At 60.1% G+C, this 13975-nt stretch carries 17 protein-coding genes; 6 read left to right on the top strand and 11 right to left on the bottom strand.

The features are described from left to right. The 8 genes from ACP2AV_RS12745 to ACP2AV_RS12710 all read right to left on the bottom strand — a co-directional run bounded on the left by ACP2AV_RS12745 (position 1) and on the right by ACP2AV_RS12710 (position 6856). Positions 1 to 423 carry a hypothetical protein gene (locus ACP2AV_RS12745; protein ID WP_426373134.1) on the bottom strand — a complete coding sequence of 141 codons (423 nt, stop codon included), beginning with the start codon at positions 421 to 423 and terminating at the stop codon, positions 1 to 3. A gap of 3 nt (positions 424 to 426) precedes the next feature. Beyond that, on the bottom strand, positions 427 to 1638 hold the full coding sequence (locus tag ACP2AV_RS12740) for an acetyl-CoA C-acetyltransferase (RefSeq protein ID WP_426373133.1): 1212 nt from the start codon (positions 1636 to 1638) through the stop codon (positions 427 to 429). Between the two features lie 10 nt (positions 1639 to 1648). Continuing rightward, positions 1649 to 2284: a glutathione S-transferase family protein gene (locus ACP2AV_RS12735; protein ID WP_426373132.1), complete on the bottom strand. Its 636-nt coding sequence runs from the start codon at positions 2282 to 2284 to the stop codon at positions 1649 to 1651. A 152-nt stretch (positions 2285 to 2436) separates the two neighbouring features. Next, positions 2437 to 2649: a hypothetical protein gene (locus tag ACP2AV_RS12730; RefSeq protein WP_426373131.1), complete on the bottom strand. Its 213-nt coding sequence runs from the start codon at positions 2647 to 2649 to the stop codon at positions 2437 to 2439. 164 nt (positions 2650 to 2813) lie between these two features. Continuing rightward, a complete protein-coding gene (locus ACP2AV_RS12725) occupies positions 2814 to 4589 on the bottom strand; it encodes an acyl-CoA dehydrogenase C-terminal domain-containing protein (RefSeq protein WP_426373130.1) in 1776 nt (591 codons plus the stop codon). 29 nt (positions 4590 to 4618) lie between these two features. Continuing rightward, positions 4619 to 5017 (bottom strand): MerR family transcriptional regulator, encoded by a 399-nt coding sequence (locus ACP2AV_RS12720; RefSeq protein ID WP_426373129.1) that lies wholly within the window; start codon positions 5015 to 5017, stop codon positions 4619 to 4621. Between the two features lie 252 nt (positions 5018 to 5269). Then, positions 5270 to 5644: a MerR family transcriptional regulator gene (locus tag ACP2AV_RS12715; RefSeq protein ID WP_426373128.1), complete on the bottom strand. Its 375-nt coding sequence runs from the start codon at positions 5642 to 5644 to the stop codon at positions 5270 to 5272. A 72-nt stretch (positions 5645 to 5716) separates the two neighbouring features. Then, positions 5717 to 6856: a putative manganese transporter gene (locus ACP2AV_RS12710; RefSeq protein ID WP_426373127.1), complete on the bottom strand. Its 1140-nt coding sequence runs from the start codon at positions 6854 to 6856 to the stop codon at positions 5717 to 5719. Between the two features lie 105 nt (positions 6857 to 6961). Between ACP2AV_RS12710 and ACP2AV_RS12705 the strand changes: the two genes are divergently transcribed. Genes ACP2AV_RS12705 through ACP2AV_RS12695 form a run of 3 tightly spaced genes read left to right on the top strand, consistent with a single transcriptional unit; the run spans position 6962 to position 9248 of the window. Further along, entirely contained in the window at positions 6962 to 7402 is a 441-nt protein-coding gene (locus ACP2AV_RS12705; RefSeq protein ID WP_426373126.1) for a PaaI family thioesterase, read from the top strand. Beyond that, positions 7399 to 7932 (top strand): PaaI family thioesterase, encoded by a 534-nt coding sequence (locus ACP2AV_RS12700; RefSeq protein ID WP_426373125.1) that lies wholly within the window; start codon positions 7399 to 7401, stop codon positions 7930 to 7932. Before ACP2AV_RS12705 ends, ACP2AV_RS12700 begins: the two co-directional genes overlap by 4 nt. Before the next feature lie 53 nt (positions 7933 to 7985). Beyond that, positions 7986 to 9248 (top strand): MATE family efflux transporter, encoded by a 1263-nt coding sequence (locus ACP2AV_RS12695; RefSeq protein WP_426373190.1) that lies wholly within the window; start codon positions 7986 to 7988, stop codon positions 9246 to 9248. On the opposite strand, the gene arsC is transcribed toward ACP2AV_RS12695, so the two are convergent. The 3 genes from arsC to ACP2AV_RS12680 are packed head-to-tail and all read right to left on the bottom strand — an operon-like array spanning position 9245 to position 10979. Continuing rightward, complete coding sequence (gene arsC / locus ACP2AV_RS12690) at positions 9245 to 9589, bottom strand: arsenate reductase (glutaredoxin) (RefSeq protein WP_426373124.1); 345 nt, start codon at positions 9587 to 9589, stop codon at positions 9245 to 9247. The two genes, ACP2AV_RS12695 and arsC, sit on opposite strands and share 4 nt — an antisense overlap. Further along, positions 9586 to 10644, bottom strand: a complete 1059-nt coding sequence (locus ACP2AV_RS12685; RefSeq protein WP_426373123.1) for a quinone-dependent dihydroorotate dehydrogenase — start codon at positions 10642 to 10644, stop codon at positions 9586 to 9588. The genes arsC and ACP2AV_RS12685 overlap by 4 nt, the downstream gene beginning before the upstream one ends. After that, positions 10641 to 10979, bottom strand: a complete 339-nt coding sequence (locus ACP2AV_RS12680) for a DUF952 domain-containing protein (RefSeq protein WP_426373122.1) — start codon at positions 10977 to 10979, stop codon at positions 10641 to 10643. The genes ACP2AV_RS12685 and ACP2AV_RS12680 overlap by 4 nt, the downstream gene beginning before the upstream one ends. A gap of 154 nt (positions 10980 to 11133) precedes the next feature. Here ACP2AV_RS12680 and ACP2AV_RS12675 point away from each other — a divergent pair, with 154 nt between their 5' ends. From ACP2AV_RS12675 to ACP2AV_RS12665, 3 genes are all read left to right on the top strand, one after another. Continuing rightward, positions 11134 to 12705, top strand: coding sequence for a bifunctional metallophosphatase/5'-nucleotidase (locus tag ACP2AV_RS12675; protein WP_426373120.1), 1572 nt, complete (start codon positions 11134 to 11136; stop codon positions 12703 to 12705). A 278-nt stretch (positions 12706 to 12983) separates the two neighbouring features. Then, positions 12984 to 13292, top strand: coding sequence for a DUF1992 domain-containing protein (locus ACP2AV_RS12670; protein WP_426373119.1), 309 nt, complete (start codon positions 12984 to 12986; stop codon positions 13290 to 13292). 22 nt (positions 13293 to 13314) lie between these two features. After that, a complete protein-coding gene (locus ACP2AV_RS12665; RefSeq protein WP_426373118.1) occupies positions 13315 to 13974 on the top strand; it encodes an SOS response-associated peptidase in 660 nt (219 codons plus the stop codon). The last annotated feature ends 1 nt before the right edge of the window (position 13975 follow it).

Here is a 13975-nt window from a genome sequence, read left to right as displayed (position 1 = left end):
TCAATTCTCCCAGATAGTCGGGGCGAACGCGTTCGCCTCTTGGGGATTTCGGGTTCCACGGATTGCTGCCACACGGCGCTTTGGGCTGCTTTCGCCAGCCGAGCGCGCAGAAAAATGGGTGGTGGGGATACGGCGCTGGCCGCTCGGGAAAACGGTATCCACCGGTCCCAACCATGTTTCGTTGTGGCAATCCTCGAAGGGGGGCAGAATTCGCACGGTCTTGTCACCGGGATGACTGCGGATTGCATCGCTGCAATCGCCGAGCACATCGTGTGAAGCCTGGCTGTGGCGGCAGACCATTTGTTCCTCGCCACTCAGGATCAACAAGGGCCCGCAAACGCAAGGCGTATCGAGCACGACGTCGTCCGAAACGATCGCCGGTCCCATGTCGCCTAGTGTTTTCAGCAGGTCTTCCCGGGTCATTGCCTAGACGCGCTCCAATATCGTTGCCGCGCCCATGCCAGATGCGATGCACAGAGTTGCCAGGCCGATTTCTTTATCCTGACGCTCCATCTCATCCAGCAGGGTTCCGATGATCATGGCACCGGTTGCGCCCAAAGGATGGCCCATTGCGATTGCTCCGCCGTTGACGTTGACCCGATCTGGGTCGACATCAAAGGCCTGCTGAAAGCGCAGAACAACGGATGCGAAGGCTTCGTTGACTTCGAACAGGTCGATGTCGCCGATGTCCATGCCATTGTCTTTCAGGATCTTCTGGGTGGCGGGCACGGGGCCAGTCAGCATGATCGTCGGATCGGTACCGATCTTGGTGGTGGCCTTGATGCGCGCGCGAGGTTTCAGCCCATGCTTTTCGCCAAATTCCTTGTTGCCGATCAGGACGGCGGCCGAACCATCCACGATCCCACTGGAGTTGCCGGCGTGGTGGATGTGCTCAATCCGCTCAAGGTGCGGGTATTTCAGCATGGCGACCTTGTCGAACCCCGGCATGGTTTCGCCCAGGTCCTTGAACGAAGCCTTCAGCGCGCCCAGGCTCTGCATGTCTGTGCCCGGCCGCATATATTCATCGTGGTCCAGAATTGGCAGCCCGTTCTGGTCCTTGATCGCGACCACCGATTTACTGAACCGGCCATCCTTCCACGCCTCGGCGGCGCGGCGCTGACTTTCGACGGCAAGCGCATCGGCCTGGTCGCGGGTAAAGCCATATTCGGTTGCGATGATGTCGGCGCTGATGCCCTGGGGCACGAAATAGGTTTTCAGGGCCAACGATGGATCGGCGGCGATCGCTGCACCGTCACTGCCCATGGGCACGCGGCCCATCATTTCCACGCCGCCCGCGATGTAAGCATCGCCTGCGCCGCCCTTGACCTGATTGGCGGCCAGGTTCACCGCTTCCATGCCGGATGCACAGAACCGGTTGATCGCCAGACCCGGGATCGATTCATCAAGATCCGAAGCAAGCACCGCAGAGCGCGCAAGGCAGCCGCCCTGTTCCATCACCTGCGTGACATTTCCCCAGATCACGTCTTCCACCGCGTGACCGTCCAGATTGTTGCGATCCTTGAGAGCATTCAGGATCTTGGCCGACAGCGATATGGACGTCAGTTCGTGCAGCGCGCCGTCTTTGCGGCCCTTTCCGCGCGGGCTTCGCACGGCATCATAGATATAAGCATCTGTCATAGGGTCCTCCTTAGGCCCGGTCGGCAGGCGAGCCGGGCATCAAATCATAGGGATGTTTCCAACCGGGCAGGGCGGCGATGCCGTCCAGCCAGCGGTCGATGTTGGGCCAGACCTTGCGGTCGAAGCCGAAGGGCTCTGGGTAATACAGGTATGAACAGCAAGAAAAATCCGCATGGGTCGGGCCATCGCCGACCAACCAGTCGCGCCCATCAAGCGCTTTGTCCAGCGTGGCGTAGGCGGACTTGAGACGCCCTTGCATGAAACCGATCACCTGAGCGGGGCGTTTGTCTTCGGGCAGGAAGTTCATCAAGAATCGGGTCATGCCGGCCTGGCTGGACATCTTGTGATTGTCCCAGAATTGCCAGCGCAGAACCTCACGCGCCTCTTTGGGCGTGGCACCGCCGAACTTGCCGGTTTTTTCGGTGATATAGGCCTGCATGACCCCCGATTGAGTCAGGGTCACATCGCCGTCGATCAGCACCGGCACTTCGCCCATCGCATTCAGCGCCTGAAATTCGTCCGCGCGGTGCTGACCTGCGAAAAAGTCGACGAATACCGGTTCCCATTCGAGCCCGGACAGTTCCAGGGGTAACGCGGCCTTGTACGAATTGCCGCTTTCGCCAAAACAATAGAGCTTGATCGCCATGGTTTTCGTCCTCCCAAACGATGCATGGTGCGGCGGACAACAAGAGCGTCCTTGCACCACAGGTCGCGCATAATAAACCCAGTTAGAGCGGCCGAGTCACGGTGTGACGTTCCGTTCCGAATTTTAGTGTCGTGACGTCAACGTCACGCCCCTCAGCGCTTTCGCGCGTCCAGCTCGGAATTGAACAGGCGCAAACGATGGGTCAGGTTATCTTCGTCGGTCACGCTGTCGAAATTTTCGAACAGAAAGGACAGCGCCTCGCCTTCATCCAGACCTGCCTCCGATGCAAAACGGCGCAGACGGCGGTAACCGTCTTCGGTCATGGCGGCGTTAAAGCGGCGGGTCAGGCGGAATCTTTTTGGCATAGCAGTCCACGTGTCGATTTGCCCGCAGTGTGCGCTCTGCGGGCCTGTGCCTCAACCCCTTTGGGGAGTTCCCGGTGCACAGGCCCGCGGCGCGGGGAGCGTTGCCGTCAATCGGACCGTCCGCAACCGGCCCGATGATCACCCGTTCGGCGCTCCCGAGTGGTTCAGAACGCCTCGGCGTCCAGAGACATGACAGGATCGGCGCCGCTTTCGATCCGGGCCAGATGTGTCGAACACATCGGCATCCAGCGGGCCATGTAGAACTTGCCTGTCGTCAGCTTGTTTTCGTGGAACGCCTTGTCGCCCGTGCCGCTTTCCAGCGCCTGAAGCGAGGTTTTGGCCATCTGTGCCCACATGTAGCCCAGGCAAACGTGCCCGAAGAGATGCATGAAGTCATACGATCCCGACAAAGCCACGTTGGGATTTTTCATCCCGTTTTGCATAAAGAACATGGCTGCCGCTTGAAGGGCTTTCGACCCTTCCTTGAGGGGGCCGAGGAACGGCTCCATGCCCTCGACATCCTTGTTCTCGGCGGCAAAGTCCTTGATCATCTCAAAGAAGGCCATGACGGGCTTGCCGCCATCAGCGCCCAGTTTGCGCCCGACCAGATCCAGCGCCTGGACGCCGTTTGCGCCCTCGTAGATCATGGTGATACGCGCGTCGCGGGTGAACTGCGACATGCCCCATTCTTCGATATAGCCGTGGCCGCCATAAACCTGCTGGGCCTCGACAGTGGCGTTATAGCCCATATCGGTGATGAAGCCCTTCATGACCGGCGTCATGAGAGAAATCAGCCCGTTCGCCTTTGCATCCTCTTTGCGATGCGCCTGATCGATCAGTTGCGCGCCCCACAGCATGAAAGCCCGTCCACCTTCGATGAAAGACTTCTGCGCCATAAGGTTCCGGCGGATATCAGGGTGCACAATCAGTGGATCGGCGGGCCCATCCGGGTTTTCAACCCCGGTCACTGCACGTCCTTGCAGGCGCTCTTTCGCGTAGGTCACTGCATTCTGATAGGCGGCGGATGCTTGGGCCAGGCCCTGCATGCCCACGCCGATACGCGCTTCGTTCATCATGGTGAACATGGCGCGCATGCCTTTGTGTTCCTCGCCGATCAGGTATCCGGTCGCCTGGTCGTAGTTCATGACGCAGGTCGAATTGCCGTGGATGCCCATCTTTTCTTCCAGCGAGCCGACAGAGACGTCGTTACGTTCGCCCAGACTGCCGTCTTCGTTCACCAGGAACTTGGGTACGATGAACAGCGATACGCCCTTGATCCCTTCCGGGCCGCCGACGATCTTTGCCAGCACAAGGTGAATGACGTTGTCCGACAGGTCATGGTCGCCAGCAGAGATAAAGATTTTCTGGCCAGTTATCTTGTAGCTGCCGTCGTCCTGCGGTTCGGCCTTGGTCCGCATCAGCCCCAGATCCGTCCCGCAATGCGGTTCGGTCAGGTTCATGGTGCCAGTCCATTCGCAGGTGGTCATCTTCGGCAGGTAAGTGGTCTTTTGTTCGTCCGAACCATGCGCCGCGATGGCCGATGCGGCCCCGTGCGTCAGGCCCGGATACATCATCAGCGCCTGGTTGGCAGCGCTGAACATCTCGCCCACGGCAGTCCCCACAAGATAGGGCATTCCTTGCCCCCCATAGGCGGGAGCGACATCAAGGCCCGTCCATCCGCCTTCGCGCAGTTGGTCGAATGCCGCCTTGAACCCCTTAGGGGTGTAGACCAGGCCGTTTTCCAACCTGCAGCCTTCCTGATCGCCCACGATGTTCAGCGGGGCCAGAACTTCAGACGAAATCTTGCCGGCTTCTTCCAGGATCGCCGATGTATAATCCGCGTCTAGCTCGTCGTATCCCGGTATGCCTGAGTCCGTGATTTTCAACACGTCGTGCAGGATGTACTGCATATCTGCGATAGGGGCTGTGTAAGTCGGCATGGTGTCCTCCCAAGGGGGTTGGTGTGGCTTTAGCTGGCCTTTTGAACGCCGTTCATCTTGGCAAGCTGCTCCGCGCCCCAGTCGAGCTGGCGTTTCAGCTCGTCGATGGCAGCGGTCAGCTCTTTGTGTTGGGCGATCATTTCGGCAAATCGCTCCTGACCTTTTGCGTGCACTTCGCTTAGCTGTGCAAAACCCTGCTCGTCCTCATGGTACAAATCCAACAGCTGTCGGATGTCTTCCAGTGAAAAGCCAAAGCGCTTGCCGCGCTGGATCAGCTTCAAACGGGCGCGGTCGCGTTTCGTAAAGAGCCGCTTCTGGCCTTCCCGAATAGGGGAAAGAAGCTCTTTGGATTCGTAAAAGCGCAGGGTGCGGGCCGATACATCAAAAGCATCACACATTTTGCGAATGGTCATCAACTCGTCAGTCATGTTTACACCTCGGTTTCAAACACACGCCCAAGTCGTGTGCTCGGTCGAGATGCGGGTTGCCCCGTATTTCTACAAGGAAACTTGACGCCTACGTAATCGGAACGCCACGTCATTTACCGATTGGTAAAATTTTCGAAAACATGACCAAGCGTCACGCGCAACTTTTCTACCCCAAAGCGGTTTTAGCCGTTAGTCAAAGCGCTTTGGGGGAAAGATATTGGATTCGCGTCATATATGACGATCCGGTCAATATCAGGGGTTACGTAACTGCTCTTGCGCCTCGTCGCGCAGCTTTTTGAGTTCGGCAATCGATTGATCCAGCTCATCACGCTGGCGGATGAGTTCGCCGATTTGCCGGGTCGCGTTCTGCACCCAGATCTCCAATTGGACCGTGGACCCTTTTGTTTCGTACACCTCTAGCCATTGGCGGATCTCTTCCAGCGAAAAGCCGAACCGGCGTCCCCGCAGGATCAGGACCATCCGCGCGACTTCCCGGGGCGTGTAGAAACGGGACCGCCCTTCTTTTTCGGGAGTCAGCAGTTCGATGTATTCGTAGTGGCGCAACGTGCGTGGCGTCACGTCGAACTTGGCACACATTTCTTTGAATGACAGGCGATCTTCGGACATTCGCGAGTGCTCTCCTTTTTCACTGAACCAGCCTAGCCCACTGAAAAAGGGGACGCAATTACCAAGCGACGATCAGGACATGAAGCCAGGCGCCAGCAGGTAAAAAGCGTAGGCAAGGATCACCGCCGGGACAGCCGACCAGATTGTGGCCATGACCGCAGCCCGGGGACTGAGCGCGATCGCGGGGAAAAGCGCGTCCCCATCGTTTGCAATCGCATTGCCCACAAGGGCGGAAAACGGGATGAGCCCATTGATATAGAGCGTCGTGACCAGAACCTGTGGCCCGCACCCGGGGATGAACCCGATGAGAACCCCCACCAACGGCAATAGTGGCGCCACAGAGTTGAACAGCGTCGCCAGATCCAGCCCTGCGAACACATCCACGTATTCATAGGCAAGGTATGCCCCGATCACCCAGACCGATATAAAGCTGGTCTCTTCGGCCATGCGGGTGACAGGCGTATCCTGCGACGACGTCATCGCGACAAGGGGTGACATGGCCCAGATCGCCAGACCAAGGGCAGTACCGGCAAGGCCGATGACCCCGACCGGAATGCCCATGACATTGTGCAGGTCAGTTTGCACCAGCTGGGCAACCCCGACAATCAGCGCAGGCGCAGCAGGGATCAGATAGGCAACATCGCGCAGCCGCGTTTTTCCAATCACTGGCGTGGTGTTGTAGCTCTGCTGGGTGCCGGTGCGGTACTCGGATGTGTTGAAGCGATCAACGATCCAGCCCCAAGTCACCCCGACCGCCAAACTGAGCGGCAAGACCACTGCGGCAGCGTCGGGCCGGGTTGCAATCAGCAAAAACGCCGCGTCCCCCATGGTGGCGGTCAGCGTGGCGACGACAGCGCCAAAGCTGACGTGGCCCGATGCATAGGCTGACACGACCACAACGGCCCCGCCGCAGCCCGGCGTGGCCCCCATCAATGCTGCGATGGGCACTTGCCAGTGTTTCGCACGCGACAGTGAAGTGCCGATATCGTAATTGAACAGCCGTTCAGATCCGTAAAAGATCAACAGCGTTGCCGCGACAAAGACCGACACTTGAACATAGGCATCGATCATCATGGCGCGTGTGACTTCGCCCAATTGCCCGGGCGCAAGGGCCAGGATCATCAAAAGCAATGCAACCGCAAGCCTGCGCGGATTGAATAGCTGCAGCTTGTTTCCGACGCCGATAGAGGTGGTATGGGCCAAGTCAGTCATGGTTTCTTTCTTGAGAATAACTCTCAAGTGCAGAATATGGGTCTTGCAGTTGATTTGGCAAGGGCAAATAGTTGCCGCAAGCAAGTTGAACGGAGCCAGCGACACATGACCCGCGACAGCGACGAAAATAGCGCCAAGCTCGCAAGGAAATTCATAGAATCTTTGCCCCATGCCCGCGCACTGGGGATTGTGGCTGTTGCCATGGGCGGCGGCGAAGCAAAGTTCTGTCTGCCCTGGCGCGAGGATCTGGTGGGCGATCCGGAAACGGGCGTCCTGCATGGCGGTGCGGTGTCCGCACTGATGGACACATGCGGCGGCGCGGCCGTGATGTCTCATCCTTTGGCGGCGCTGGGGACGGCGACGCTTGATCTGCGGATCGACTATATGCGTCCGGCCACCAAAGGGCAGACAGTGACCGCGCATGCCGAATGCTACAACGTCACCCGCTCGGTGGCTTTCATTCGCGCGACTGCGACAGATGATGACCCGACACGCCCGGTAGCCACGGCCGCCGGCGCATTCACATTCAAGAAGAAAACAACATGAGCAACACCCCAAATCACTACGGCGCAGGACGCGAGCGGCCTGAGCCGGTGCAGATCGTCAAGCAGCGCCGCGACACGGCTTTGGCAGCGTTGGCCGACGGCGTGCCATACGTCCGGTTTTTGGGAATCCTGTTCGAACGGCACGGGGATGAATTGACGGCCGTGCTGCCGTTCAAAGAAGACTTGATAGGAAATCCGGTAATGCCCGCGATTCACGGCGGGGTTACTGCGGCGTTCCTCGAAGTGGCAGCAGTCATCGAACTGACGTGGTCCAGCTTTTGGGACGATCTGGAAAGCGATCAGATATCGGCCGAGGAAATCACCCGCGATCACCTTCCGCGCTACCCCAAGACGATTGATTTCACCATCGACTACCTGCGAACCGGTCTGCCGCGCGACGCCTATGCGCGGGCCCGTGTCGTGCGGTCGGGTCGCCGGTATGCCAGCGTCCACGTCGAAGCGTGGCAAGACAACCGTTTGCGCCCATTCGCGCAAGGCACTGGACATTTCCTGATGCAGGATAATGGCTGACCCCTGTGGCTGAGGCCGTCACCCATCGCCGGGTGTTGCGCATTGCGCTGCCGATGGTGTTGTCCTCAGCTACGGTGCCGATCCTGGGTGCGGTCGACACAGGTGTTGTTGGCCAGATCGGCACGCCCGAACCTATTGGGGCTGTCGGTCTGGGGGCAATGATCCTTACGTCGATTTACTGGGTGTTCGGGTTCTTGCGGATGGGCACAACGGGGCTGTCCAGCCAGGCGCTCGGCAGGGGCGATCTGGCCGAAGTGTCGATGCTGCTGACCCGCGCCCTGATGGTGGCTGCAATCGCGGGCGGGGCGTTCATCGTGCTGCAATGGCTGTGGATCCCGCTGACTTTGGCGCTATCCCCCGCCAGTCCGGCAGTCGAGGATTTGACACACGCATATATGCAGATCCGCATCTGGTCATCGCCTGCGGCTATCGCTGTCTATGGTTTGACCGGTTGGCTGGTCGCGCAGGAGCGGACCCGGCAGATCCTTGTGATCCAGCTGGCCATGAACGGGCTGAACATTCTGCTGGACCTTTGGTTCGTTCTGGGGCTGGGCTGGGGCGTTCAAGGGGTGGCGATTGCAACATTCCTTGCGGAATGGTCCGGGGCTGCATTGGGCCTGTGGATGTGTCGTGATGCGTTCCAGCGGCCCGACTGGCGAGACTGGGCGCGGGTGCTGGACCGGACCCGGCTGATCCAGATCGCGCGCGTCAATTCCGATATCATGATCCGCTCGATGCTGCTGCAGGCAGTTTTCCTGAGTTTCACGCTGTTCGGATCGAAACTGGGTGATGTGCAACTGGCCGCAAATCAGGTGTTGATGCAGTTCTTGATGATCACGTCCTATTCCCTGGATGGGTTCGCTTTTGCGTCTGAAGCGCTGGTCGGGCAGGCCTTTGGTGCGGGTGCCGTCGCGCGCTTGCGCCGGTCTGTACAGCTATGCGGGATCTGGTCGGGGGGAACGGCCGTGATGCTGGCCCTGGCATTCATGATATTTGGCCCCGGCATCATCGATGTCATGACAACGGCTGACGGGGTGCGCGCTTCTGCGCGCGATTACCTGCCCTGGATGGTGGCCGCGCCCATTGTCGGGTTCGCGTCCTGGCTGCTCGACGGGGTGTTCATCGGGGCCACACGGTCGCGCGATATGCGCAACATGATGCTGATCAGCGTGGCTGTGTACGGCGCTGTACTGGCGATTGCCCTGCCGGTGTTCGGCAATCACGGCTTGTGGGCGGCGCTGCTGATCTGGTTCGTCGTGCGCGCCGTGACGCTGGGCCTGCGCTACCCGGCGCTTGAGCGGGCCGCGCTGGACTAGAGAATGTCGAAAATCACTTCGGTCGGACGCCCGATGGCGGCTTTGCCGTTTGCGATCACGATCGGGCGTTCGATCAGGGCCGAATTTGCGGCCATGGCCGCGATCAGGGTCGCGTCATCGTCATTCGTTGTCAGGCCCGCATCTTTGAAGGCGGCATCCTTTGTGCGCATCATCTGCGCCGCAGGCACGCCTAACATGTTCAGCACGTCTTCGATCTCGGCGCGTGGGGGCGGGTCCTTGAGATAGAGGCGGACACTGGGTGACAGGCCGCGTTCTTGCAGGGCGGCCAAGGCCGCACGCGACTTTGAACAGCGCGGATTGTGCCAGATGGTGACGCTCATAACCATGCTCCTATGTCGGTGCCCACGGCCTGCGCAATCCTGTCATGCCCGTCGGCCGCCAGCAAGGTATCCAGCCCACGCGCCACATCGTCTGCCAGTGACAGGCCTTGATAGACCATAGCAGAATAGATTTGCACCGCGGACGCGCCAGCCTTGATCTTGGCATAGGCCTGCTCGGGCGATCCAATCCCGCCGACCCCGATCAACGGGATCTGGCCGTGCGTGCTCTGCGCCAGCTGCGCCAGAACACGGGTCGATTTTTCGAACAGCGGCGCGCCGGACAGCCCGCCAGCTTCGCCAGCCTGCGCCGACGTCAGCCCTTCGCGTGACAGGGTGGTGTTGGTGGCGATGATCCCCTCGATATCAGCGTCACGGGCGACCGCGCCGATTTCGGAAATTTCGGCGTCGGTCAGGTCTGGTGCGATCTTGAGGAACACGGGCACGAAACGACGCAGCCCCTGGCGCACTTCGGTCACCCCGGCAAGCAGGGCGGAAAGCGCTTCGGCCCCCTGCAGTTCACGCAGCTTTTCGGTGTTGGGCGAGCTGACGTTGACCGTGGCGAAATCAATATGGGGCCCGCAGCACTTCATGACCTTGGCGAAATCGGCGGCCCTGTCGTCGCTATCCTTGTTGGCACCAAGGTTCAGACCCACAGGGATCGTGCGGTCCAACCGGGCCAAGCGCCCGGCGATTGCCTCCATCCCATCGTTGTTGAAGCCGAAGCGATTGATGACCGCGCGGTCTTCAGACAAGCGAAACAGGCGCGGCTTGGGATTGCCCGGCTGCGGGCGCGGCGTGACGGCGCCAAGTTCGATAAAACCAAAGCCAGCCCGCATGAGCGGGGCCGCAGCAGTGGCGTTCTTGTCGAACCCGGCCGCCAGCCCGACCGGGTTGGGCAGGTTCATGCCGGCCAGTTTTGTCGCGACGCGGTCCGAGGTGTAAGGCCCCGGTTGGGGCGCCAGACCCGCACGCAACAAAGACAGCGCCGCTCCATGGCTGAGCTCGGGGTCCAGCAGGCGCAGAAACGGCATGCCGACTTGTTCGCGCAGGCTCATGTCAGAACCCCGTCGGGAAAGATGTGACCATCGCCGTCGCAGGGCAACGGTTTTGCCCACAGCACATCGCCCAGCGTCAGATTGCGATAAAGATGCGGAAACAGCGCCCCGCCGCGCGAAGGCTCCCACTCAAGCGGTGCCAACCCGTCGCTCTGGACGGCCAACAGGATCAAGCCGTCCGTGTTGGCGAAGTACTTGGACGCAGTTTCGGCGACTTGCTCGGCGGTCGAAAAGTGTACGTACCCGTCAGCGATATCCACCGGCGCGCCCGGCGTAGAGCCGTCCGCCTGCAGTTGCGCCCATTCGTCGGCGCGAAAGATCTTGTAAATCAGCATGGGCACCATCTGCCCTGTGCCCAGTATTTGGTCAAGCGCTGGTCATGATATGGCGGTTGCCGCTAGGCAACAAGCCCACTTCCGCCGATCTTCTTTGACTCTGTGGTCAAGCCAAGCAAAGCTACTCATGTTCAAGACGTAAAGGGGGGCTGTCATGCTCACACGTATTCTTTCCACCAGCGCTGCGGTTGCTTTGCTGGCCGGTGCCGCGTCAGCCGATTATTCGCTGACGATCCTGCACACCAACGATTTCCACGCGCGTTTCGAGCCGATTAGCAAGTACGATTCGGGATGCTCGTCCGAGGATAACGCCGAAGGCAAATGTTTTGGCGGGTCCGCCCGTTTGATCACCGCATTGGAAGAGGCCAAGGCACGCACGAACAATTACATCCTCGTGGATGGGGGCGATCAGTTCCAGGGCACGCTGTTTTACAGCTATTACAAGGGCAAACTGGCCGCCGAAATGATGAACAAGATGGGCTACACGGCCATGACCGTGGGCAACCACGAGTTCGACGACGGCCCCGAGGTTCTGGCCGGCTTCGTCGACGCCGTGAACTTCCCCATCCTGATGTCGAATGCCGATATCTCGGGCGAGCCGTTGCTGTCGGGCAAGATCGCCAAGTCTACTGTGATCGAGCAGGGCGGCGAAAAGATCGGCTTGATCGGTCTGACCCCGCAAGACACGGACGAACTGGCCAGCCCTGGCCCGAACGTCATTTTCACCGATCCCTCGGACGCGGTTCAGGGCGAAGTTGACAAACTGACCGCGGACGGCGTGAACAAGATCATCGTGCTGTCGCACTCGGGCTATGGCGTCGACCAAAAGGTCGCGGCTGAAACCACTGGCGTCGATGTGATCGTGGGTGGGCATACCAACACCTACCTGTCCAATACGGCGGACAGTGCCGAAGGGCCCTATCCCACGATGGTTGACGATACGGCAATCGTGTCAGCCTACGCCTATGGCAAGTTCCTTGGCGAACTGAATGTGACCTTCGACGACGCGGGCAAGGTGATCGAGGCCAAAGGCGAGCCGATCATCATGGACGGCAATGTCGCCGAGGATCAGGCCACCAAGGATCGCATTGCAAAAGCGGCCGAACCGCTAGAGGAAATCCGCAACAAGGTCGTGGCGCAAACCGCCGAACCGATCGATGGCGAACGCGGCTCGTGCCGGGCGGGCGAATGCACGATGGGCAATCTGGTTGCTGACGCCATGCTGGACCGCGTGAAGGACCAGGGCGTCCAGATCGCCATCGCCAATGGTGGGGGCTTGCGCGCTTCGATCGACGCGGGCGAAGTGACGATGGGCGAAGTGCTGACTGTGCTGCCGTTCCAAAACACCTTGGCCACGTTCCAGGTCGATGGTGCCACCGTCAAGGAAGCGCTTGAAAACGGCGTGAGCCAGGTTGAAGAGGGCGCCGGCCGTTTCCCGCAAGTTGCCGGCATCAAGTTCACTTTCGATCCGGCCGCGCCAGTAGGGGACCGTGTGTCTGACGTCATGGTGGCCGAAGGCGACAGTTTCGTGCCGTTGGACCCTGCCAAGACCTACACGCTAGTGTCGAACAACTACGTTCGCAACGGCGGGGACGGCTATGCCATGTTCAAGGACGCCGAAAATGTCTATGACTTCGGGCCCGATCTTGCGGACGTGACGGCCGAGTTTTTGGCCGAACAAGGTCCCTACAAGCCTTTCACAGATGGGCGGATCACCAGGAAATAGATCGCGACTGCGTTTGGTGCAAAGGCCTCGCTAATTCGGCGGGGCCTTTGCCATATCTTGCAGCGGTCGTCTTCGCGGATGGAAATCAACCCCAGCGTGGCTTTCGCGCCGACTTGGTTCGGGGCCGATCTCTGAAGGCCAAGGGGCATCTTTGGATGCGGATTTGGCGTGTGCTGCGATGACACAGACCTGCGCGCGACTTGTCCGTGGCCACCAACCGTGGTGCGGTTCCAATTTTTGCTGGGCGCGATAAATTGGTCGACACGAGAGGGCGCGATATGGATCACCCGCTGATAGACCTGATCAATGCGAAAATTGCAGCGGCCGAGGCCGAGGGGCAATTTGAAGGGCTGGAGGGAACGGGAAAACCCCTTCCACCCTGCGATGATCCGCAAAACGCCCTGTTGAACCGGGTGGTGCGCGAAAACGGCGCGGTGCCACCCTATGTTGCCCTGACGCGTAAGCTTGCGCAATTGCGGGCCGAACTGCGCGAGACCGGCGATCGAACCCGCAGGCACCAAATCCTGAAGGACATGTCGATGATGGAGGCGCGGATCGATATGGCGCGCAAGGCGTGGTCCAAGTGAGCGCAGGGCAGGGGGCAGCCTGATGTGCGGACGTTTCGCGGTGACCTTGCCGCCCGACGCGATGGCGCAACTGTTCGGCGCCGCGCCGGCGAACGACCTGCCAGAGGCCCCGAATTTCAATGTCTGTCCCACCACGCAGATCCATGTTGTGCGGTCGGGGGACACCGGACGTCAGCTGGTGTCCATGCGGTGGGGATTTCTGCCGCACTGGTACAAGTCACCCACCGACGGGCCGCTGTTGATCAACGCGCGGGCAGAAACTATCGCGCAAAAGCCCGCCTTTCGCACTGCGTGCCGCGAGCGGCGCTGCTTGATCCCCGCCACCGGGTTTTATGAATGGACAAAGGATGCCCAAGGCAACCGCCTGCCGTGGTACATCCATCCGGCAGACAACGCGCCATTGGTGATGGCAGGCGTTTGGCAAATCTGGGACAAAGGCGAAACCCGGACCACGTCCTGTGCGATCGTCACCACGGGCGCAAACAGGCCGATGTCGGACATCCACCACCGGATGCCGGTCGTCTTGCGTCCCGAGGATTGTGGGAAATGGCTGGGCGAAGAAGGGCCCGGTGCAGCCACGCTGATGCGCGCCGCGCCGGATGATTTTCTGGCCTTTCACCGGGTCGATACCGCGGTCAATTCCAACCGGGCTTCGGGGCCCGATCTGATCGAACCGGTATAGC

Origin of the sequence: Aliiroseovarius sp. PTFE2010, assembly GCF_049943335.1 — a bacterium.
Taxonomy (GTDB): domain Bacteria; phylum Pseudomonadota; class Alphaproteobacteria; order Rhodobacterales; family Rhodobacteraceae; genus JBNFVY01.
The sequence above is the reverse complement of the archived record's forward strand: the minus strand, read 5'-3'. Positions and strand labels throughout refer to the sequence as shown.

Excerpts from the sequence above, each read along its gene's own strand:
- ACP2AV_RS12725 (WP_426373130.1), bottom strand. The coding sequence starts at position 4,589 with ATGCCGACTTACACAGCCCCTATCGCAGATATGCAGTACATCCTGCAC.
- ACP2AV_RS12735 (WP_426373132.1), bottom strand. The coding sequence starts at position 2,284 with ATGGCGATCAAGCTCTATTGTTTTGGCGAAAGCGGCAATTCGTACAAG.
- arsC (WP_426373124.1), bottom strand. The coding sequence starts at position 9,589 with ATGAGCGTCACCATCTGGCACAATCCGCGCTGTTCAAAGTCGCGTGCG.
- ACP2AV_RS12745 (WP_426373134.1), bottom strand. The coding sequence starts at position 423 with ATGACCCGGGAAGACCTGCTGAAAACACTAGGCGACATGGGACCGGCG.
- ACP2AV_RS12675 (WP_426373120.1), top strand. The coding sequence starts at position 11,134 with ATGCTCACACGTATTCTTTCCACCAGCGCTGCGGTTGCTTTGCTGGCC.
- ACP2AV_RS12715 (WP_426373128.1), bottom strand. The coding sequence starts at position 5,644 with ATGTCCGAAGATCGCCTGTCATTCAAAGAAATGTGTGCCAAGTTCGAC.
- ACP2AV_RS12685 (WP_426373123.1), bottom strand. The coding sequence starts at position 10,644 with ATGAGCCTGCGCGAACAAGTCGGCATGCCGTTTCTGCGCCTGCTGGAC.
- ACP2AV_RS12665 (WP_426373118.1), top strand. The coding sequence starts at position 13,315 with ATGTGCGGACGTTTCGCGGTGACCTTGCCGCCCGACGCGATGGCGCAA.
- ACP2AV_RS12720 (WP_426373129.1), bottom strand. The coding sequence starts at position 5,017 with ATGACTGACGAGTTGATGACCATTCGCAAAATGTGTGATGCTTTTGAT.
- ACP2AV_RS12740 (WP_426373133.1), bottom strand. The coding sequence starts at position 1,638 with ATGACAGATGCTTATATCTATGATGCCGTGCGAAGCCCGCGCGGAAAG.
- ACP2AV_RS12680 (WP_426373122.1), bottom strand. The coding sequence starts at position 10,979 with ATGCTGATTTACAAGATCTTTCGCGCCGACGAATGGGCGCAACTGCAG.
- ACP2AV_RS12700 (WP_426373125.1), top strand. The coding sequence starts at position 7,399 with ATGAGCAACACCCCAAATCACTACGGCGCAGGACGCGAGCGGCCTGAG.
- ACP2AV_RS12710 (WP_426373127.1), bottom strand. The coding sequence starts at position 6,856 with ATGACTGACTTGGCCCATACCACCTCTATCGGCGTCGGAAACAAGCTG.
- ACP2AV_RS12670 (WP_426373119.1), top strand. The coding sequence starts at position 12,984 with ATGGATCACCCGCTGATAGACCTGATCAATGCGAAAATTGCAGCGGCC.
- ACP2AV_RS12705 (WP_426373126.1), top strand. The coding sequence starts at position 6,962 with ATGACCCGCGACAGCGACGAAAATAGCGCCAAGCTCGCAAGGAAATTC.
- ACP2AV_RS12730 (WP_426373131.1), bottom strand. The coding sequence starts at position 2,649 with ATGCCAAAAAGATTCCGCCTGACCCGCCGCTTTAACGCCGCCATGACC.
- ACP2AV_RS12695 (WP_426373190.1), top strand. The coding sequence starts at position 7,986 with ATGGTGTTGTCCTCAGCTACGGTGCCGATCCTGGGTGCGGTCGACACA.